Source organism: Ancylobacter defluvii (assembly GCF_018390605.1).
GTDB lineage: Bacteria > Pseudomonadota > Alphaproteobacteria > Rhizobiales > Xanthobacteraceae > Ancylobacter > Ancylobacter defluvii.
Genome location: NZ_JAHBGD010000024.1, coordinates 223,970 through 244,656, shown reverse-complemented (window position 1 = coordinate 244,656; position 20,687 = coordinate 223,970). Strand labels below are relative to the sequence as shown.

19 protein-coding genes are annotated in these 20,687 nt (G+C 69.2%); 14 read left to right on the top strand and 5 right to left on the bottom strand.

What is annotated here, in order from left to right; translation table 11 throughout:
* Positions 1-45: 45 nt before the first annotated feature.
* From KHC24_RS17390 to KHC24_RS17375, 4 genes are read left to right on the top strand one after another with little or no spacing between them, the layout of a single operon-like run.
* Positions 46-2,517, top strand: coding sequence for a TonB-dependent siderophore receptor (locus tag KHC24_RS17390; RefSeq protein WP_213364580.1), 2,472 nt, complete (start codon positions 46-48; stop codon positions 2,515-2,517).
* On the top strand, positions 2,514-3,440 hold the full coding sequence (locus tag KHC24_RS17385; RefSeq protein ID WP_213364579.1) for an ABC transporter substrate-binding protein: 927 nt from the start codon (positions 2,514-2,516) through the stop codon (positions 3,438-3,440). Before KHC24_RS17390 ends, KHC24_RS17385 begins: the two co-directional genes overlap by 4 nt.
* A complete protein-coding gene (gene fhuB, locus KHC24_RS17380; RefSeq protein ID WP_213364578.1) occupies positions 3,433-5,469 on the top strand; it encodes a Fe(3+)-hydroxamate ABC transporter permease FhuB in 2,037 nt (678 codons plus the stop codon). Before KHC24_RS17385 ends, fhuB begins: the two co-directional genes overlap by 8 nt.
* A complete protein-coding gene (locus tag KHC24_RS17375) occupies positions 5,466-6,329 on the top strand; it encodes an alpha/beta hydrolase (RefSeq protein ID WP_213364577.1) in 864 nt (287 codons plus the stop codon). Before fhuB ends, KHC24_RS17375 begins: the two co-directional genes overlap by 4 nt.
* Positions 6,330-6,362: 33 nt before the next feature.
* Here the strand turns inward: KHC24_RS17375 and KHC24_RS17370 are convergent, their stop codons facing one another.
* Complete coding sequence (locus KHC24_RS17370; RefSeq protein WP_213364576.1) at positions 6,363-7,106, bottom strand: hypothetical protein; 744 nt, start codon at positions 7,104-7,106, stop codon at positions 6,363-6,365.
* Positions 7,100-8,449, bottom strand: a complete 1,350-nt coding sequence (locus KHC24_RS17365) for a YadA-like family protein (RefSeq protein ID WP_271180602.1) — start codon at positions 8,447-8,449, stop codon at positions 7,100-7,102. Before KHC24_RS17365 ends, KHC24_RS17370 begins: the two co-directional genes overlap by 7 nt.
* Before the next feature lie 461 nt (positions 8,450-8,910).
* On the opposite strand from KHC24_RS17365, the gene KHC24_RS17360 reads away from it, so the two are divergent.
* From KHC24_RS17360 to KHC24_RS17330, 7 genes are all read left to right on the top strand, one after another.
* Positions 8,911-9,900: an aldo/keto reductase gene (locus KHC24_RS17360; protein ID WP_213364574.1), complete on the top strand. Its 990-nt coding sequence runs from the start codon at positions 8,911-8,913 to the stop codon at positions 9,898-9,900.
* 20 nt (positions 9,901-9,920) lie between these two features.
* Positions 9,921-10,526, top strand: coding sequence for a flavodoxin (locus KHC24_RS17355; protein ID WP_246547101.1), 606 nt, complete (start codon positions 9,921-9,923; stop codon positions 10,524-10,526).
* A 78-nt stretch (positions 10,527-10,604) separates the two neighbouring features.
* Positions 10,605-11,345 carry an SDR family oxidoreductase gene (locus KHC24_RS17350; protein ID WP_213364573.1) on the top strand — a complete coding sequence of 247 codons (741 nt, stop codon included), beginning with the start codon at positions 10,605-10,607 and terminating at the stop codon, positions 11,343-11,345.
* A 5-nt stretch (positions 11,346-11,350) separates the two neighbouring features.
* Entirely contained in the window at positions 11,351-12,667 is a 1,317-nt protein-coding gene (locus KHC24_RS17345; RefSeq protein ID WP_213364572.1) for a multidrug effflux MFS transporter, read from the top strand.
* A 61-nt stretch (positions 12,668-12,728) separates the two neighbouring features.
* Positions 12,729-13,199 (top strand): cytochrome P460 family protein, encoded by a 471-nt coding sequence (locus KHC24_RS17340; protein ID WP_213364571.1) that lies wholly within the window; start codon positions 12,729-12,731, stop codon positions 13,197-13,199.
* 54 nt (positions 13,200-13,253) lie between these two features.
* Positions 13,254-13,964 (top strand): DUF4405 domain-containing protein, encoded by a 711-nt coding sequence (locus tag KHC24_RS17335; protein WP_246547099.1) that lies wholly within the window; start codon positions 13,254-13,256, stop codon positions 13,962-13,964.
* Between the two features lie 40 nt (positions 13,965-14,004).
* The gene (locus tag KHC24_RS17330; protein WP_213364570.1) at positions 14,005-15,243 is read left to right on the top strand and encodes a (R)-mandelonitrile lyase; all 1,239 of its coding nucleotides are present in this window, start codon (positions 14,005-14,007) and stop codon (positions 15,241-15,243) included.
* 51 nt (positions 15,244-15,294) lie between these two features.
* On the opposite strand, the gene KHC24_RS17325 is transcribed toward KHC24_RS17330, so the two are convergent.
* From KHC24_RS17325 to KHC24_RS17315, 3 genes are all read right to left on the bottom strand, one after another.
* The gene (locus KHC24_RS17325) at positions 15,295-16,542 is read right to left on the bottom strand and encodes a flavin monoamine oxidase family protein (RefSeq protein WP_213364569.1); all 1,248 of its coding nucleotides are present in this window, start codon (positions 16,540-16,542) and stop codon (positions 15,295-15,297) included.
* A gap of 67 nt (positions 16,543-16,609) precedes the next feature.
* Complete coding sequence (locus KHC24_RS17320; RefSeq protein WP_213364568.1) at positions 16,610-17,314, bottom strand: RibD family protein; 705 nt, start codon at positions 17,312-17,314, stop codon at positions 16,610-16,612.
* A gap of 73 nt (positions 17,315-17,387) precedes the next feature.
* Positions 17,388-18,452: an NAD(P)-dependent alcohol dehydrogenase gene (locus tag KHC24_RS17315; RefSeq protein WP_213365168.1), complete on the bottom strand. Its 1,065-nt coding sequence runs from the start codon at positions 18,450-18,452 to the stop codon at positions 17,388-17,390.
* A gap of 152 nt (positions 18,453-18,604) precedes the next feature.
* Here KHC24_RS17315 and KHC24_RS17310 point away from each other — a divergent pair, with 152 nt between their 5' ends.
* The 3 genes from KHC24_RS17310 to KHC24_RS17300 all read left to right on the top strand — a co-directional run bounded on the left by KHC24_RS17310 (position 18,605) and on the right by KHC24_RS17300 (position 20,686).
* Positions 18,605-19,498: a LysR substrate-binding domain-containing protein gene (locus KHC24_RS17310; RefSeq protein ID WP_213364567.1), complete on the top strand. Its 894-nt coding sequence runs from the start codon at positions 18,605-18,607 to the stop codon at positions 19,496-19,498.
* A 331-nt stretch (positions 19,499-19,829) separates the two neighbouring features.
* Complete coding sequence (locus KHC24_RS17305; protein ID WP_213364566.1) at positions 19,830-20,189, top strand: c-type cytochrome; 360 nt, start codon at positions 19,830-19,832, stop codon at positions 20,187-20,189.
* A gap of 32 nt (positions 20,190-20,221) precedes the next feature.
* Entirely contained in the window at positions 20,222-20,686 is a 465-nt protein-coding gene (locus KHC24_RS17300) for a (2Fe-2S)-binding protein (protein WP_213364565.1), read from the top strand.
* The last annotated feature ends 1 nt before the right edge of the window (position 20,687 follow it).

Here is a 20,687-nt window from a genome sequence, read left to right as displayed (position 1 = left end):
CCGGCTAGCGCGGCGATTGCACGATCTGGCAGGGAAGGACGATCGATGAGGCTTCGGGTGACTGGCGGCGCGCAGCGCCTGCGGCGGCATTATCTCGGCGGCACGGCCAGCCATGCCCTCGTTCTCGGCGTGGCGGCGGTGGCCCTCGGGGCGCCGATGCAGCGCGCCCAGGCCCAGACGCAGGCCCCGTCGCAAGCCTCTTCGCAGGCGGCGGCAAGCATCGCTCCCGCGCGGATCGCCTTCGACATCCCGGCGCAGGATCTCAACGGCGCCGTGCTCGCCTTCGCGCAGAAGGCCGGGGTGCGGGTGTTCTTCGATACCGCCAAGTTCGGCGGCCGGCGTTCCTCCGCCGTCTCGGGGACCATGAGCGCGCAGCAGGCGCTGGACGCGCTGCTGCGCGGCACCGGCCTCAGCTATCGCTTCACCGCGCCGAACCGCGTGACCATCGTCGATCCCGCCGCCTCGGCGGCCAGTTCCGGCGAGACCGTCGGCATCGAGCTCGACACCATCGCCGTGCAGGGCAGCGGCGACGGCACGGTCGGCTATGTCGCCACCCGCAGCACCGCCGGCACCAAGACCGACACGCCGCTGATCGAGACGCCGCAATCGGTCTCGGTGGTCACCCGCCAGGAGCTTGACGACCGCAACGTGCAGTCGCTGACCCAGGCGGTGGCCTATACGCCGGGCGTGCGCACCGGCCAGAGTGGCTACGACCCGCGCTTCGACGTTTTCACCATCCGGGGATTCGACACCACTTATAGCGGCATTTATCGCGACGGACTGCGCTGGCCGGGCGCCAACATGTCGGTGTTCAAGATCGAGCCCTATGGCGTCGAAAACATCACCGTGCTGCGCGGTCCGAGCTCGGCGCTCTATGGCCTCGGCTCGCCGGGAGGCCTGGTCGACGTCACCTCCAAGCGCCCGACCGAGGAAGCCTTCGGCGAGGTAGAGGTACAGGGCGGCAATTACGACTGGTGGCAGGGCCAGTTCGACGTCGGCGGCCCGCTCGACAAGGATGGCCAGTGGCTCTACCGCCTGACCGGCCTGCTGCGCGATGCCGGCTCGCCGAACACGCTCGGCGGCGGCGTCAATGACATGACCTACATCGCCCCGGCGCTGACCTGGAAGGCGAGCGAGCAGACCAAGATCACCTTCCTCGGCGAATACCAGAAATCCGAGACCCCGGCCTCGCTGCCCTTCTATGGCTGGGACGGCACCGGCACCGAGACCTTCAGCCGCACACCCGGCGACTACAACAGCCAGCCGCAGGAGCAGTGGCGCGTCGGCTATTCGGCCGAGCACGAGTTCAACGACATCTTCACCTTCCGCCAGAACCTGCGCTACGGCAACGCCGACACCACGGTCCGCTACACCAGCCTGTACGGCATCGACCCGGACACCAATATCGGCACGCGCGGCACCGGCTACGTGCACGACATCCTCGACAGTTTCGCCGTCGACAACCAGGTGCAGGCCGACTTCGTCACCGGCGCCGTCGAGCACAAGCTGCTTGTAGGCCTCGACTACACCTATCTGTCGCTCGACGGCGGCATCGGCTTCGGCACCGCTTCCGATTTCGACTTCAACACCGGGCAGCCGCTCGGCCCGACCTACGATCCCGGTTTCAACTACTCCCGCTACAAGCAGAAGCAGAACCAGACCGGGCTCTACATCCAGGAGCAGGCGCAGCTCGATCGCTGGATCCTCACCCTGACCGGCCGGCAGGACTGGGTCGATACCAAGGATGACGACCTGCTCAACGGTACCACCGAGAACAATGACGACAGCGAGTTCACCGGCCGCGTCGGCCTGACCTATCTGTTCGACAACGGCATCGCGCCCTACGTCACCTACTCCACCTCCTTCGCGCCCAATCTCGGCGTCGACATCAACGGCGATCCCTTCTCGCCGACGACGGCCAAGCAGATCGAGGCGGGCGTGAAATACGCGCCGGCCGGCTTCGACGGCTTTTTCACCGCCGCGGTGTTCCAGATCAACCAGGAGAACGGTCTCGTCACCGACGACACCAATCCGCTCTACCAGGTGCAGACCGGCGAGGTGCGCGCCCGCGGCTTCGAACTGGAAGCGGTGGCCAATCTCGGCGCCGGGCTGCGGCTGCGCGGCGCCTACACCTATCTCGACCTCACCAATGTCGCCGGCGACCCGACGACGATCGGGCTGACGCCCTCGGGCCAGCCGCAGAACGCCTTCGCGCTGTGGGCGGACTACCAGTTCCAGCCCGGCTCCAAGCTTGCCGGCCTCGGCCTCGGCGCGGGCGTGCGCTACACCGGCGCGACCTGGGGCGATTCGCTCAACAGCTTCGAGAACGACGCCTACACCCTCGTCGATGCCAAGCTGAGCTACGATTTCGGCGTGCTCAACGAGAAGTTCAAGGGCTGGAGCTTCCAGGTCAACGCCCAGAACCTGCTCGACGAGGAATATGTCACCTGCGATGCCGGCTATTGCTATCTCGGTGCGCCGCGCACCGTCCTCGCCGGTGTGAAGTATCGCTGGTGACCAAGCCGACGCCTCCTTCCCGCCGGGCGGTGCTGCGCGGCGGGTTCTGTCTCGGTGCGCTCGCTCACCCTCTGCTGGCGGGTGCGGCGCGCGCCGAAGTGCCGGCTCGACCGCCGCGCAGGATCGTCTCGATGGATTTCGGCCTTGCCGAAACCCTCATCGAGATCGGCCTGCCTCCCATCGCATTGCCCGACCCCGGCGGATGGGGGGACTGGGTGGTCGAGCCGGCGCTGCCTGCCGATACCGTGAATATCGGCACCGACCGCGAGCCCAATCTCGAACTGCTCGCCGCGCTGCGGCCGGACCTCATCGTCACCACGCCCTATCTCGCCGGCATCCGGCCGCTGCTCGAAGGCATCGCGCCGACCCGCGAATTCTCCATCTACGCGCCGCCGGTCGGCCATCCCTTCGACCGCAGCGTGACCGCCACCCGCGCGCTCGCCACCATCCTCGGGCGCGAGCGGGAAGGCGAGGCGCTGGTCGCCCGCGCCGAGGCGGAGATGGCGGCGCTGCGGCGGCGCTTCGCCGAGAGCGGCGTCGCCGGGCGGCCGATCATGGTGGTGAGCTTCCTCGATACCCGCCATGTGCGCGTCTACGGCGCCGGCAGCCTGTTCGGCGACGTGATGGAGCGCTGCGGCCTCGTCAATGGCTGGACGCGGCCGAGCAATTACTGGGGGTTCAACACCGTCGGCATCGAGGCGCTGGCCGACAGCCCGGCGAGCCGGCTGGTCTATCTCGAGCCGATCTCCCCTGACACGCTGGCCCGGCTGGCGGAGAGCCCGCTGTGGAACAGCCTGCCCTTCGTGCGGGCCGGCCAGGTGCAGCGCATGCCGGCGGCGCTGATGTTCGGCATGCTGCCCTCGGCCATGCGTTTCGCCCGCCTGCTGGCGGGCGTGCTCGCGGAGGAGAGGGGCAATGGCTGAACTCGCCGCCCAGCGGCTTCCCGCCGGCGGCGTCGCGAGATGCCTGCGCCGTTTCGGCCCGGCCGGCCTGGTGATCCTGCTCGGCCTCCTCGCCATCGGTGCCACCATCGGCAACCTCGCCGCGCGGTTGCCGGCGGCCTTGTGGTGGGGAGCCTTTCTGGCGCCGGACGCGCTGTCCCCGGCGCAGATGCTGGTCGCCTACAGCTTCGCGCCGCGGCTGGCGGTCAGCCTGCTCGCCGGGGCGGCGCTCGGTCTTGCCGGCGCGCTGCTGCAGCAGGTGCTGCGCAATCCCATCGCCTCGCCGACCACGCTCGGCATCGAGGCCGGCGCCAATCTCGCCTTGGCGGCGGGGCTGGTCTGGGCGCCGGGCCTCATCGGCTTCGGCCGGGAATGGGTGGCGCTGGGCGGCGGCGTGCTCGCCCTCGCCATGGTGCTGCTGCTTTCCCGGCGCAGCGGCTTCTCGCCGCTGGTGGTGATCCTCGCCGGCATGGTGACGAGCCTCACCTGCGCCGCGCTCGCTGCGTCGATCACCCTGTTCAACAGCCACTACCTCGCCGGCCTGTTCCTGTGGGGGGCGGGCTCGCTGAGCCAGCAGGATTGGTCGGAACCGGCGTTCCTGGCGCCGCGCCTCGCCGCCTTCGGCCTCGCCGCCGCGCTGCTGGTGCGGCCGCTGGCGCTGCTCGGGCTCGACGATGCCAGCGCCCGCAGCCTCGGGCTGTCGCTCGTGGCGGCGCGGTTCGGCGCGCTCCTCGTGGCGGTGGCGCTTACCGCCTGCGTGGTGGCCGCCGTCGGCTGCATCGGCTTCATCGGGCTGGCCGCGCCTGCGCTGGCGCGCATCAGCGGCGCGCGCCGGGCGGGAGCGCAACTGCTGGTCTCGGCGCTTCTCGGCGCCGTGCTGCTGTGGGCGACCGACCAGGGGGTACAACTCGCCGCGGGTGCCTATGGCGAGATGCTGCCCACCGGCGCGGTCACCGCGCTGCTGGGCGCACCGCTGCTGCTGTGGCTGGTGCCGCGCCTGCGGCTGCCGCCGCATGCCCTGGCCGGGCTGCCCACCGGTGCCGGATCCGGCGGTGTTCGTCCGGCGCGGGTGCTGGCACTCGTCGCCGGGCTGCTGGTGCTGGCGATCCTCGTCTCGGTCAGTCTTGGGCCCGGTCTCGACGGATGGTCGCTGGCGTGGCCCGGCGATCCGGCCTCGCTCTGGAGCCTGCGCCTGCCGCGGGCGCTGGCGGCGCTGGCGGGCGGGATGCTGCTCGCCGTTGCCGGCTGCCTGCTCCAGCGCATGACCGGCAACCCCATGGCAAGCCCGGAAGTGATGGGGGTGAGCGCCGGTGCCGCCTGCGGCCTCACCGTCGCGCTGTTCCTGTTGGCCGATTTCGGGCCGGTGGAGCAAACCGCCGCCGCCTCGCTCGGCGCCCTGCTGGCGCTGCTCGCCCTGCTGGCGCTCGGCCGCACCGCGCGGGGCGCGCCGGAGCGGGTGATCCTGGTCGGCATCGCCGTCGGCGCGCTGCTCGACGCGCTGGTAAGCGTGCTGATGGCGAGCGGCGACCCGCGCGCCGTGCTGCTGTTCAACTGGATGGCGGGCTCGACCTACGGCATGGGGGCGGCGACGGCGGCCGCCAGCCTCGCCGCCGCCGCCTTGGTGCTGGCACTGCTGCCGCTGCTGGCCCGCTGGCTGGACATGTTGCCGCTGGGAGCCGCCGCGACGCGCGCCCTCGGCGTGCCGCCGGCGCTGAGCCGGCTGCTGCTGCTCGTGCTCGCCGCGGTGGCGACGGCAATGGCGACGCTGCTCGTCGGACCGCTGTCCTTCGTCGGGCTGATGGCACCGCATCTGGCGCGGCTCATCGGCCTGCGGCGTCCGCTGCCGGAGCTGTACGGCGCCGCGCTCCTCGGGGGGCTGATCATGGTGCTGGCGGATTTCGCCGGCCGCGTCGTCGCGTTCCCCTGGCAGATGCCGGCCGGCCTCGTCGCTTCGATGATCGGCGCCCCGGCCTTCCTCTGGCTCCTGTCCCGAAAGCAGAATGCGTCATGACCCTCGCATCGGCATCCGTAGCGATCCCAGACACCGTCACCTTCGACATCGCCTCCCGCGCGGGCGGCGCGCCCTGGCGCATCTTCCTGTACCGCCCGCCGGGCGAGGCGCCGGAGGGCGGGTGGCCGGTGCTGTATTATCTCGACGCCAATGCGGTCGCCGGCACCGCGGCGGACATCATGCGGGTCCAGGCGGCCTGGCCGCTCGGCACCGGCATCGGCTGGGGGGTGATGGTCGGCATCGGCTACCCGGTGGACGGCGCCTATGACGGGCTCCGGCGCAGCTGGGACATGGGGCCGCCGCCGGGCCAGAGCTATCCGCCCTACACGCCGGACGGTCCCGAGGTGCGCACCGGCGGTGCCGACCACTTCCTCGCCTTCATCGAGGACGAGCTGAAGCCGGAGATCGCCCGCCGCGTGGCGATCGACCCCGCCCGGCAGGCGATCCTCGGCCATTCCTTCGGCGGGCTGTTCGTGCTGCACACCCTGTTCCGCCGGCCGGAGGCGTTCTCCTGCTGGATTTCGGCGAGCCCGGCCATCTGGTGGGAAGGCGCCGGCATCGTGCGCGCGGCCGAGGCGTTCATCGCCGAGCAGCGCCCGGCGAACGGAAAGGCGCTGCTGATCGCCGGCGAATACGAGCAGGCGCTGGCGCCATTCCAGATCGGGGCGGAAGACGAGGCCAAGCGCCTCGCCGCCTTCGAGGAGAGCCGCATCGTCGACAACACCCGGCTGATGGCCGAGCGCCTCGCCGCGGTTCCCGGCCTGCACACCGATTACACGCTGGTGCCCGGCGAGACGCATATGTCGGTGCTGCCCGCCAGCCTCAACCTCGCCATCCGCTTCGCCTTCGGGCGGGGATGACCTCGGGCCTGACCGCCGCGCCGGGTGCCTCGGTCAGTTCCACCAGCTGCCGGTCCGGGGCGGCTGGCCCATGGCGAACGGGGCGGGCGCAGGGCTCGCGGCGGGCTTGGTGACAGGCACGGGCGTGATGGGCGCCGTCGTGACTTTCACCGGCGGCGGAGCAGGGCGCGCGACAGCCTTGGGCCGGGCCATGGCGATCTCGTCATCGCCGGCCTCCAGCTTGCGCGCATCGACAGAAATCGTCGCCAGCCGCCAGTTGCCGCCGATCGCCTCGAAGCCGAGGTCGAAGCCGATGCGCAGCGGCGCGGTCGGGAAATAGCCCTTGAGCCGCAAGTTGCCGTTCGTGTCGATGGAGGGCGGTCGCGACAATTTGGCGTCGAGCAGCAGGATGGCGGCGAAATCGAGCGCGTTGTCGCGCCATGGCCGGAACTGGTCGGCCAGCTCGGCGGCATTGTAGTTTTCGCGGAAGGCCGGGGCGCCAAGGTCGCGCAGCACCGAATAATTGCCGGTGACATTGGCCTGATTGACGGCGGCCAGCGTGCCGCGCAGCAGGGCAAGCAGCACCGGGGCGGGTGGGGTGTGCAGTTTTTCGCCCGGCACGGCGCCCGAGGTCGAGACCGGCGTCAGCACCGGCGCGGCGGCAGGCAGGGCGGGCACGACCGGCTCCGGCGCCGTCGCGGTGACGAAGCCAGCCGGCTGGCTGGTCTGCGCCGGCCATCCCAGCATGATCCCGGTGCCCGTGGCGAGCCCGAGCAGAGCGACGCGCAGGATCACCATGCCATCACCAATCCGGCTTTGCCGCCGACCGTGCCTTCCTGGAGGCCGAAGCCGATGCCGCCGGTGAGAAACAGCGTATCGTCCATCAGCCGCGCAATGCCGGAAAACGCCATCGCGTTCTGGCCGCCGAAGGTGCCCCACTGGGCGCTCATCGCGATGTCCTTGCCGGAGGGCAGGTTCGGGGTGTCCATGGCGAGCGCCATGGCGACGCCTTCCTGCACGCGGTCTATCTGCTGATAGACGTTCTCGAGATTGTACATGTCGCTGAACGGCGCCGTGGCGAGGTTGCCGGCGGCGTCGGTGGTGACGATCTGCACCGCGCCGGACTGTGCCGCCCGGCTCGCCGAGGAGGTGAGGCCCGGCATCGTATAGGTGCTGGAGGAGGTGCCGAGCGCGATCTGGCTGGCGCGGGTGGTCGCCGCGCCGCTGCCGATGGCCGTCGAGTTCTCGAACGAGGCGTTGGCGGCGGTGCCGATGGCGGTGGCGTTGGCGGCCGAGGAATTGGCGCCCTGGCCGACTGCCGTCGAGCCCTGGAACGCGGCAATGGAGCCCTGGCCGAGCGCGGTCGAGCCGACCCCGTTCGCCGTCGCGTTCCAGCCGAGTGCGGTGGAACTCGCGGCATTGGCGGCGGCGATGCGCCCGACGGCGGTGGCGCCTTCGGCATTGGCGGTGGCGTTCTGGCCGAGCGCGGTCGATGAATCGCCATTGGCGATCGCCTGCTGGCCGAGCGCGGTCGAACCGGTGCCATTGGCGGCCGCCCCTTGGCCGACGGCGGTGGCCTGCTCCTTGCCGGCGCTGGCGCCTTGGCCGAGGGCGGTGGTACCGGTCGCATTGGCCTGTGCGCCATAGCCGAAAGCCGAGGCATTGGTTCCTTGCGCGGCCGCGCCGGAACCGACCGCGGTGGTGTAGTCGAGATTGGCGTTGGCGCCCTGGCCGATGGCGGTGGCGTTCAGCCCGTTGGCGCTCGAACCCTGGCCGATGGCGGTGGCCGCCACCGCATTGGCGGCGGCATCGGTGCCGATCGCGGTGGCCTGGTCGGCATTGGCGGCGGCGTTGCGGCCGACGGCGGTGGACGAGGCGCCGTTGGCGGCGCTGTTCTGGCCGACGGCGGTGGACGAGACCCCGTTTGCCACCGAGAGCTGGCCGAAAGCGCTGGCATTGCTGCCGAATGCCTTGGCGCCCTGACCGATGGCGGTGGTGCCGTCCTGCGTCGCTTCCGCGCTCTCGCCGATGGCGGTGGAGTCGGCGCCGGTCGCCGATCCCGCGCAGCTCAGCGCCGCGGCGGTGAGATCGCAGACGATATCGGCGGCGCGGGCCGGTGCGGCGAGCAGGACCGCAAGCACGGCAACGGAAGAGCCGAGGCCTTGCCTCCATCCGCTTCGCGGCTGTTGCGGTCTCGTCAGCATGATCGCCTTGCCCAGCTGCCGCATCCTCTCAGTGAGGCCGACTCGGATGCGAGCATGAGCGCGGGATGGTTAACGCCCGGTAAATTTTGCCCGATAAAGGTTTTATAATACCTTGATTCAGCTCGGAGATCGGGGTGTCGGAACGCTTGCCGGGAGGTCGCCGGCGCAAGCGACCTGCCGGAGCAAATGGCGCGGAAACGGATGCCGGCGCCGCGCGGTGGCGACGGATCGGCAAGAGCTGGCGGCCGCATGCCGGATGCCGGGTCGTCTGCGCCATTCATGAACGGGCGATATCACGTCATGCCGTTTGCGGCCTCTAATCGCCGGGCGGCGCGGCGCCTATTCTCCCGGCCGATGCAGCGGCACTGCTGCGTCTGTACCTATTCGGGAGACGAACGATGGAAAAACGTTCACTCGGTAAAAGTGGCCTCGAGGTCTCGGCGATAGGCTTCGGCTGCATGGGGCTGAATTTCGGCTATGGGCACGCCCTCAGCCAGAGCGATAGCGTCCGGCTCATCCACGAGGCCGTCGACCTCGGCGTCACCTTCTTCGACACCGCCGAGGTGTATGGCCCGTTCACCAATGAAGAGATCGTCGGCGAGGCTCTGGCGCCGGTCCGCGACAAGGTGGTCATCGCCACCAAGTTCGGCTTCAAGTTCGCCGACGGCAAGCAGGCCGGACTGGACAGCCGCCCGGAGCGTATTCGCGAGGCTGTCGAAGCGTCGCTGAAGCGCCTGCGCGTCGATGTCATCGATCTGCTCTACCAGCATCGCGTCGATCCTGACGTGCCGATCGAGGACGTCGCCGGAGCGGTGAAGGACCTGATCGCCGCCGGCAAGGTCAAGCATTTCGGCCTGTCCGAGCCGGGGGCCCAGACCGTGCGCCGCGCGCATGCGGTGCAGCCGGTGACCGCCCTGCAGAACGAATATTCGCTCTGGACCCGCGGCCCGGAGACTAACGGCATCCTGCAGGCCTGCGAGGAACTCGGTATCGGCCTGGTCGCCTACAGCCCGCTCGGCAAGGGCTTTCTGACCGGCGCGATGACCAAGGATACCAAGCTCGAAGACAATGATTTCCGCAAGATCCTGCCCCGCTTCACCCCGGAGGCGATGCAGAAGAACCAGGCGCTGGTCGACCTGCTCAAGCGGATCGCCGGTGAGAAGCGGGCGACGCCGGCGCAGGTCGCGCTTGCCTGGCTGCTGGCGCAGAAGCCCTGGATCGTGCCGATCCCCGGCACCACCAAGCTGCATCGCCTGCAGGAGAACACCGCAGCAGCGGAGGTGGCGCTGAATGCGAGCGATCTGGCCGAGATCGCGCGCGCGGCCGGCGAAATCCATATCGAGGGCGAGCGTTATCCCGCGCACCTGATGGCGACCACGGGGCGCTGACCGGCGCAGGACGCACGCGGATGGACAAGGGCAACATCGGAGCGATGTCACGGCGCGCGGCGCTTGGCGGCGCGCTGTCGTGGCCGCTGGCGGCCGGGTTGACCGTGCCCGCCAAGTCCGCGGCGGTTCGGCAAGCGAGGGGAGGCGCGCGGATCCTCGTCGCCTATCTGTCCAGAACCGGCAATACCCGCGTCGTCGCCCGCCAGATCCGGCGGGTGCACGATGCCGAGCTTTTCGAGATCCTGCCGGCATCCGCCTACCCGGAAGACTATGAGGAGACGGTGCGTCAGGCGACGCGCGAACGCGCCAGCGGCTATGAGCCGCCGCTGGCGCGCAACGTGGCCGATATCGCGTCATATGACGCGGTGTTCCTGGGGTTCCCGATCTGGGGGACCAGTGCCCCGGCGACGATCCGCTCCTTTCTCTCCCGGCACGATCTGTCGGGAAAGACGCTGGTGCCGTTCATCACTCACGGCGGCTATGGCCCCGGCGACAGCCTCGCCGTCGTCGCGGCGCATGCACCCCGGGCGCGGGTGCTCGACCCGTTCGTGCTGCGGGCCGACCAGGAGCGCGAGACGCTCGCCCGCGTCACGCAATGGATGGCGAGGATCGAAGCTCCCCTCTAGCGGGCGTGGCGCGTGCCGGGCGCACGCCAGGTGGGGCTTGGCGCCGCCGACGGAACCGAAGATGGAAGGATGAAGGACATGACGGAGAATATCGACGGCAAGGTCGTCGTCATCACCGGGGCCAGCAGCGGCCTCGGCGAGGCGACCGCCCGCTATCTCGCCGCGCGGGGCGCCCGGCTGGTTCTCGGCGCCCGCCGGCTCGACCGGCTGCAGGCGCTGGCGCGCGAACTGGACATCGGTGCGGGCGCGGCGGTCCAGACCGATGTGACCGATGCCGGCCAGGTGCAGCATCTCGTCGATGCGGCGGTGAGCGCGCATGGGCGGGTCGATGTCATCCTCAACAATGCCGGCCTCATGCCGCACTCGCCGCTGGAGCGCGGCAAGATCGCCGACTGGGACCGGATGATCGACGTCAACCTGAAGGGCGTGCTGTACGGCATCGCCGCCGCGCTGCCGTACATGAAGGCGCAGAAGAGCGGGCACATCATCAACGTGTCCTCGGTCGCCGGCCACAAGGTCCGGCCGGGCAGCGCGGTCTATGCGGCCACCAAGGCGGCGGTGCGCATGCTGTCGGAGGGCCTGCGGCAGGAAGTGAAGCCGTACAATATCCGCACCACCATCATTTCGCCCGGTGCGGTCGAATCCGAGCTGCCGCAAAGCATCACCGAGGCCGACGTCGCCGCCGGCATTCAGGATTTCTACGAGGCCTACGCCATTCCGGCGGAGAGCTTCGCGCGCATGGTCGCGTTCGCCATCAGCCAGCCGGAGGAGGTCGACATCAACGAGATCCTGTTCCGGCCGACCGCGCAGGAACTGTGACGCCGATGCTGGCCGATCCCGACGAAGACAAGCGCGCATACGCCGCCGCGCCGCTGGCCGCCGACGTGTTTCCCGGCGATGCGGCCGAAGCCGCGGCGACGGTCGGCACCAGCGGCGCGGCGCGATCCGAGGCGGGCCGGCACGGCTGGCGCGTGCTCGGCACGCTGAGCGCGCTGATGGGCTTCGCCTCGGTCTCGACCGATCTCTATCTGCCGGCCATGCCGGCCATGAGCCGGGCGCTCGGCGCCGATGCCGGCACCATCGAGCTCACGGTTTCCGGCTATCTCGTCGGCTTCAGCATCGGCCAGCTTCTATGGGGCCCGGTCAGCGATCGCTACGGCCGGCGCTGGCCGGTGGCGATCGGGCTGGTGCTGTTCATCGTTGGCTCGGCCGGCTGTGCGCTGTCCTACGATGCCTGGACCATGATCGGCTGGCGCGTGGTGCAGGCCGTCGGCGCCAGTGCCGGGGTGGTGCTGGCGCGGGCCATGGTTCGCGATCTCTATGCCGGCCCGCGCGCGGCGCAGATGATGTCGCGGTTGATGACGGTGATGGCGATCGCGCCGCTGATCGGCCCGCTGCTGGGGGGACAGATCCTCGCCGTCGCGGGCTGGCATGCCATCTTCTGGGCGCTGGTCGGCGTCGGGCTGGCGACGCTGGTGGCGGTGCTGCGGATGCCCGAGACCCTGCCGCCGGCGCAGCGCAATCCGTCGCCGCTCGGCAGGGCGATGCTGCGTTATGGCGAATTGCTGCGCCATCGCCGGCTGCTCGGCTATGCCGGCGCAGGCGGCTTTTTCTATGGCGGCATGTTTGCCTATATCGCCGGCACGCCCTTCGCCTACATCTCCTACCACCATGTGCCGGCCGCGCTTTACGGCGCGCTGTTCGCCGTCGGCATCGTCGGCATCATGGCGACCAACATGCTCAACTCCCGGCTGGTCCTGCGCTTCGGCAGCGACCGGCTGCTGCTGTGGGGAACGGCCGCGGCGGCATTGTCCGGCATGGCTCTCGCCGGCACGACCTCGATCGGCTGGGGCGGGCTCTGGGGGCTGGTCATCCCGCTGTTCTTCTTCGTCTCGGCAACCGGCTTCATCGTCGCCAACTCGATTGTCGGCGCGCTTGCCGGCTTCCCGGAACGCGCCGGCGCCGTCTCGGCGCTGATCGGCGCCATCCATTACGGCAGCGGCATATTGGGCTCGGCGCTGGTCGGTGCCCTTGCCGATGGCACGCCGTGGCCGATGGCCGCCGTCATCGCCGTGACCGGCGTGGGCAGCCTGCTGTGCGCACGGCTGATTTCCGGGGCCGGGCCTTCCCATGCCGCCTGAACCTCCGGCACGCCGGCAGGCGCCGCCTCGCTACGATCGATTACCACGGAAGAGGACGTCCATGCGGAACATCTCCAGGTACCTGTTGCCGATCATTCCGGTATTCGGCGTCGCCCTGTTTGCCGGCTGGCAGGTTCATGCCGAGAGCACGCGCGTGGTGTTTCCCGAAAACATCGATCAGCTCGTCCACTATACGACGGTGACGCGCGGCGAGGTCACCGAGCACATGCTGACCAGCCGCGAGGCAATCGAAGCCGTCAAGAAGGGTCGCCCGGTCCCCGCCGGCACGCATGTCGTGCTGGCCGACTATCGGGACGGCAAGATCCACCGCTATTTCGTCATGCAGAAGGGCGAGGGCTGGGGCGCGGACTTCGAGCCGCGGCGGCGCACCGGCGACTGGCAGTTCCAGTGGTTCTGGCCCGACCGCTCGATCAATACCAGCGAGAACACCGCGCGTTGCCAGTCCTGCCACCAGTCGCGGGCGGAGAGCGAATACATGTTCACCTTCAGGGACATGACCGCGTTCGATTAGGTGCATCCGGCGCGCGCCGGTGTTGTTCCCGCGTCATTGCGAAGGGCACGGCACATGCTGAGCCACCGCTTCCTGCTGCGCCTGATGCTCGATCTGATCGGCATGGGGCTGCTGCTTGCCTGCCTGGCCTATTACTGGCTGGACAATCTGGCGCATGAGCTCATGGGGACAGGGCTGTTCCTGCTGCTCATCGCCCATGCCGTCTTCAACCGGCGCTGGTATCGCGCGTTGTTCGACGGCCGCTACGACACGCGGAGGCGGATCGGCATCGCGGTCAACCTGTCGTTTCTGGCCGTCATGCTGGCGTTGGCGATCACCAGCCTGATCGTTTCGCGGTCGCTGCTTACCGCGTTCGCTCTCGATGACGATGTCGCCGTCCGGCAGATCCACAAGCTTGCCGCCTACTGGGCGGTGGCGGTTCTCGGCCTTCACCTCGGCCTGAACTGGTCCATCGTCATGAATGTTGTGCGCCATGCGCTCGGCCTCGTGGGGGCGCGACCGCTGCGCAGCTGGGCGCTTCGCGTGGTTGCCGGCGTGATCGCTGCCTTCGGCATCGAGAACTCTTTCGCGATGACCTTCGGCTCGAAGCTGTTGCTGCACACCACGCTCGACATGTGGGATTTCAACGAAGAGACGCCGCGCTTCTTCGTGAACTACCTATCGATCATCGGGCTCTATGCCGCGCTCGCACATTACGCCCTGGCGCTGATCCCGAGGCGCGGCCGGCGTTCATCCCCGCTCCCGGTGCTCCCCGAGCATCGCTGAGCCCCATCCCGGCATTCCCACCCCTGAAGGAGGCGTTTTCATGAGGAACATTGCAGCCACCGTCGCGATCTCGGCGCTCGCCGCGACCGCCGCCGATGCACAGGAGCGCCGCAATCCGCGCGTCGCGCCGCCGGCGGTGTACGACGTCGCCCCGGGTCTCGGCCATTTCACCGACGACATATTGTTCGGCGAGGTCTGGCCCAGCGGGGCGCTCGCCCCGCGCGACCGCAGCCTCGTCACCGTGACGACGCTGGTCTCGACCGGCAAGACCGCGCAGATCGGCAGCCATGTGCGCCGCGCGCTCGACAACGGCATGACGCCGGAAGAGATCGGCGAACTGGTGACCCAGCTTGCCTTCTATTCCGGCTGGCCGAACGCGATCTCCGCCGTCGCCGAGATCAAGAAAGTGTTCGACGAGCGCAAGATCGGCGCGGTCGTCGACAGTGACGCGGCGCGGATCGAGCTGGAGGCGGCGGCGGAAGCCGCGCGCACCGCCACCGTCGATACCGCGGTGGCGCCGACAGCGCCGGCGCTCGCCGATCTCACCAATCGCGTGCTGTTCGGCGATCTGTGGCGCCGGCCGGAGCTGGCGCCGCGCGACCGCAGCCTCGTCACCATGGCGGCCCTCATCGCCATCGGCCAGCCGGAGCAGCTTCCGTTCCACGCCAATCGCGCGATGGACAACGGGCTGACCCGTGCGGAGGCGGCCGAGGTGGCGGCGCACATCGCCTTCTATGCCGGCTGGCCGCGCGCGATGTCGGCGGTGCCCGTGCTGCAGCGTGTGTTCGCCAGCCGCGAGGCGGCCGCGTCCGCCAATGCCCCGGCCCCAGCCCTGACCCAGGCCCCGGTCGATCTGCGGATCGTCCGCGCCACGCCCGGCGCCGGAACGCCGGGTCCGGCCGAGTATTTCACCGGAGAGGTGCGGGTGTCCGGGCGCTACCAGAGCGACGCGCCGGCGCGCATCGGTGGCGCCACCGTGGCCTTCGCGGCGGGCGCTCGCACCGCCTGGCATACGCATCCGCTCGGCCAGACGCTGTTCATCATCTCCGGCCGGGGCTGGGTGCAGAAGGAAGGCGGCCCGATCGAGGAGGTACGGCCCGGCGATGTGGTGTGGATTCCGCCGCAGGTGCGGCATTGGCACGGAGCCGCCGCCAACGAGGCGATGACGCATTTCGCCATTGCCGAGGCTCTCGACGGCAACGTGGTCACCTGGATGGAGAAGGTCGCCGACGACGCCTATCTCGCCGGCCCACGGCCGGCGGATGGCAATCCGGGCTGATCGACCGCGGGGGGCAGCCATGACCTGCATGTGTCGTGGCTGGCCCGTCTCCTAGGACCGGCGATCCGGTTGCAGGATGGCGATCGCCTGCTCGGCGGCACGCCGCCCGCTTTCATAGGCGCCGTGCGCGGTCGAGAAATCGGTCGCGTGCGTCGCCTCGCCGGCGAAGAGCAGGCGGCCGTCGAACGGCCGCGCCAGTTCGCCGCGCGCCGCCGCCTGTCCCGGCAAGGCATGGCTGTAGGCGCCGCCGATCGAGGGCGTACCGAACCAGTCGGATGCCACCAAAGGCCGGAGGTGGCGCCGTGCCTGCGCGCCGAACAGGCGGACGATCTGCCCGATCGCCCGCTCGAACGCGGCATCGGCGCCTTCCAGCGAAACGGCGCGCGCGCCATCGGCGCCGAGGAAGCACTCGATCACCGGCCAGCCGAAGGGGCGGATGTAATAGGCGCCGGTCGCCGCGTCGTGCGGGTCGCCGGTCACGTGGCTTTCGGGCGCGAAGGGGCCGTTGCCGACGATCTCCAGGAACAGTTTTTCGTCGCGGCCGAGCGGCAGGCGGGCGGCGGCCTCGCGCCATGGGTCGAGCGCCGGCGGCAGCCGGATGGCGTCGCTCGCCAGCACATGGGTCGATACGGTGAGGATCGCCAGCCGGGTATTGATGGTGCCCGCCGGGGTGGCGAGCCGCACGCCGGATCCCTCCAGCCCGATCGCTTCCACCGGCGTGGCCAGGCGGAGGGCGGCGCCGTCGGGAAGGCTCGCGGTGATTAGCGTGCCGTAGCCTTCCATCACCCGCCAGTTCTGGCCCGTGGAGGCGGCGTCATAGGCGGCATAATCCTGGACCGAGATGCGCTCCAGCGTGTCGCCGCTGATGAAGCCGCTCAGCGCCTGCAGATAGGGATTCCATCGCCCGCCCGGCTCGAGCGCGTCTGCCGCGCGATCGCTGGTGCCGGCGAGGGCGGCAAGACGCTGGTTCCATTGGGTGAAGGCGCGGTCGGCCTCCTCTTGCTCCTCCGACGGGAAGCCGAGATCGTGATACTGGGTTCCCCATGCCGGCGGGCGGCGATCCACCGTGAAGCCGGCCTCGCCGGCGATGCGCGTCCACGGATTGCGGTCGCCGGAATGCAGCCATTCGCAGCCGAGGTCGAGGGGGACGCCGGCGGCCTTGCAGGTCCAGGCGCGTCCGCCGGTGCGCGGCAAGGCCTCGATCACCTGCACGGACAGGCCGGACCCGGCCAGCCGGCGCGCGGCGCCGATGCCGGCGGCACCGGCTCCAACGATGACGATATCGGGTTCGGCGGTCATGGCGTCTGCCGTTGTGTCTCGGAAGCTGCACTTCCGGCGGCGGCCGGAGGTAGAGCCGGATAAGCCGTCAGGTTTCAGTCGTCTGCACCGCGTAGCGCAGATGTACAAGCCCATGTTCCAGGGCGGTGCAGGAGGTGAGCGACAGCTGCACCTTGCCGGCAAGCCCGCTCTCGCCGGCGGCGATGATCGCGGGACTATCCAGCCGGCCGTCGACCGCCGGCGCGACGATGAGGCTGAGTTCGTCGACCAGTCCGGCGGCGAAGAAGGAGCCGTTGACGGCCGCGCCACCTTCCAGCAGCAGCCGACCTATGCCGAGCTCGCGGCCGAGCACGTCGAGCATCGCCCGCAGATCCATCGGTTCGGTATCGGCGACGATGTAGGAGACCCCGTCCGCCGCGAGCTCGGCGAGATGGCTGTCCGGCACGCCTGGCCCCAGCAGCACCACGACATGGTCGCCGCTCATGTCCCCGCCGTCGAAATGCAGCCGGCCGGCCGGATCGACCGCGATGGCAAAGCTGCCGGCCTCGCGCGCGGCAAAATGGGATGGTCGCTCCACCGCGCCCGGTTCCACCGGCGCATGCGGCCCGCTCTCGGCCATTTCCGCCATGGTCACGCGACCGACGATCCAGCCGTCGCCCTCGAATGCCGCGTGCAGGCGCTCATAGACGTCGGACCACTGGCCGCGGCTGCCGTCCGGGCTGGCGCTCCAGCGGCCGGGATGAAGCCGCCCGTCCACCGATGAGATCATGTGGCAGATGACATGGGGTTTCATGGCGCTTCCTCCGGACGGCTTTTTGGTGTGGCCGCGCGCCGTTGCCGACGCGGCGGCACTCTCTTCTTCCAACTCAGGCCGCGCTGGCCGGCGACGCCGGCAGGGTGGCCATGTCGATGACGAAGCGGTAACGGACATCGGCCCGTTCAAGCCGCTCGAAGGCCTGGTTGATCTGATCGATCCCGATCATTTCGACATCGGGGAGGACGCCCGCCTTGGCGCAGAAGTTCAGCATTTCCTGCGTCTCCGCAATACCGCCGATCGGAGAGCCGGCGATCCGCCGCCGGCCGAGCAGCAGCGGCACGGTGGACGGCTCGGCGAGCGGCCCGACTTGGCCGACCAGGACCAGCGTGCTGTCGACATCCAGAAGCGGCAGATAGGGATTGATGTCGTGCTTGACCGGGACGGTGTCGATGATCAGGTCGAAGCCGTTCGCCGCCTCGGCCATCGCTTCAGTGTCGGACGACAGCAGGAGGCGGTCGGCGCCGAGCGTCAGCGCGTCGGCTTCCTTGTCCTTGCTTCGGCTTACCACGGTCACGTCGGCGCCCATGGCGGCGGCGAGCTTCACCGCCATATGGCCGAGGCCGCCCAGGCCGATCACGCCGACGCGGCTGCCGGGGCCGACATTCCAGGTCCGCAACGGCGAATAGGTGGTGATGCCGGCGCATAGCAGCGGCGCCGCCTTGGACAGATCGAGCCCGTCGGGCACGCGCAGCGCGAACTCCTCGCGGACGACGAGATGCTTCGAGTAGCCGCCATGGGTCGGCTCGCAGCTGAAGCGATCCTTGTCGTTGTAGGTCTGGGTGTTTCCCTTGCGGCAGAGCTGCTCCAGTCCCTTGCGGCACTGGTCGCATTCGCGGCAGCTGTCGACCATGCAGCCGACGGCGACATGATCGCCGATCCTGTAGAGCTTGACCGCATTGCCGACCGCGATCACCCGACCGACGATCTCATGGCCGGGAACCATAGGATATTGGCTCCATCCCCAGTCGTTGCGGGCTTGATGCAGGTCGCTATGACAAACGCCGCAATAGAGCACTTCCATCGCGACATCGTCGGCGCGCAGTTCGCGGCGCTCGAAGTCGAACGGGGCGAGCGCCGCGTCGGCCGACTGGGCGGCATAGCCGGTGGTCTTCATCATCGGTACTCCGTGAGCGCGGCGACCCGCACCACGCTCGATGTTCCCTGCGCGGGCGCCTCGTGCACGCCGCTAACGGCGATAACCTACTCGTGAGCCATTCCCGGAATTAGACGCCATAGACTGCATGGAGCTATATCTGGAGTTCATGAATGCGCCGTGAGGAACTGGTCGATCTCAATGCGTTCCTCGCGGTGGCGGAGGAGCGCAGCTTCACCCGTGCCGCCGCCCGGCTCGGCACGTCCCAGTCCTCGCTGAGCCACACCGTCCGGCGGCTGGAATCCCAGCTCGGCGTGCGCCTGCTGACGCGCACCACCCGCAGCGTCGCGCCGACCACGGCGGGCGAGCGCCTGCTCGACACATTGCGGCCGGCGCTGGACAACATCAGCGCCGAACTCGCCTCGTTGAGCGAATTGCGCGAGAAGCCGGCCGGAACCATTCGCATCACCGCCGCCGAGCATGCGGTCGAAACCGCCATCTGGCCGGTGCTGGAGCGGTTTCTGCCCAACTACCCCGACATCCATGTCGAGCTCAGCGTCGATTCCAGCCTGACCGACATCGTGACCGAGCGATTCGACGCCGGCGTCCGCCTTGGCGAGGCGCTTGCCAAGGACATGGTGGCGGTGCGGATAGGGCCGGATCTGCGCATGGTGGTGGTCGGCGCGCCCGCCTATTTCGAGAGCCATCCCATACCGCGCACGCCCAACGATCTCGCCGATCACCAGTGCATCAACCTGCGCATGTTGAGCTCGGGCGGCCTCTACGCATGGGAGCTGGAGAAGGACGGCCGCGAAATCCGCGTGCGCGTGGAGGGGCAGCTGGCCTTCAACGGCATCCGCATGATCGTCACCGCCGCCGTCGCGGGGTTCGGCCTCGGCTTCGTCATGGAGGACAGGGTGCTCGAGCATCTTGCGGATGGGCGGCTGGTACGGGTGCTGGAGGACTGGTGCCCGCCATTTCCCGGATATCACCTCTATTACCCGAGCCGGCGGCAGCCCTCCGCCGCCTTCTCCGTGCTGGTGGACGCCTTGCGATACCGGGGTTGAAACACCGGCCAACGCTCGCCGTCGCCCGGTTCTGACGCTACGTCATTCATGAATTGCAGGCATAGGCTTATGCAGGCTGGACGATCTAATGGTCCGCGCGAGCCTGGGTTAATCTAGCGTTTATCGGTTCCAAAGAGAGCCTCCGATCTGTCGCGGGGTTGGGGAAAGACAGGCGGATATCCGGCGCTACGGGCGCCGGTCTCTGGCAGGCCGATGCCCCGAGAGGGTGCGTGGCGGTGGTCCATTGCGCGATCGCCGGGCGCCCGCGCTCTCGCATGTTTGGTCGGCGCCCCGGACAACAGGATTGAGTGTGAAACGCACGATCGGTTTCTTGAGTTTGGTTTTCCTTTCCATTTCCGCGCCGGGTCTGGCTTCCGCCCAGGATGCCGCGACCGGCGAGCGCCTGTTTCGCCAGCGCTGCGCCTCCTGCCATACCCTCCAGCCCGGCCAGAACCGCATCGGCCCGACGCTGGCCGGCATCGTCGGCCGCAAGGCCGGCAGCGTCGAGGGCGCCCGCTATTCGCCGAAAATGCGTGAGCTCGACGTCACCTGGGACGCGGCGCAGCTCGACAGCTTCATCGCCAATCCGCGCGCGATGGTTCCAGGCACCACGATGACGGTGTCGGTGGCCAATGCCGCCGACCGGGCCAGCATCACCGCCTATCTCACCGGATTGGCGGCCGCCAACTAGCTGAAACTTCATCCTCAAGCCGGGAGCGAGAGATGGCGAAGCTCAACATCAACGGAAAAGTGGTCGAGGTGGATGTCGAAGAAGACACGCCTCTCTTATGGGTCATCCGCGAACATGTCGGCCTGACCGGCACCAAATATGGCTGCGGCGTCGCCCAGTGCGGTGCCTGCACCGTGCATCTCGACGGGGTGGCGACGCGCTCCTGCGCGCTACCGCTCAGCGCCGTGACGGAAGAAAACAGGATCGTCACCATTGAGGGGCTCGGCGCTGAGACACCGCATCCGGTGCAACAGGTCTGGGCCGAGCTCGACGTCGCCCAGTGCGGTTACTGCCAGGTCGGCATGATCATGGCCGCCTCGTCGCTGCTGGCGCAGAACCCCAGCCCGAGCGACGACGACATCCGTGCCGAGATCACCAATATCTGTCGCTGCGGAACCTATCCGCGGGTGCTTGCCGGCGTGAAGCTCGCCGCCGAGCGCATGACGAACCGCGGTTGAG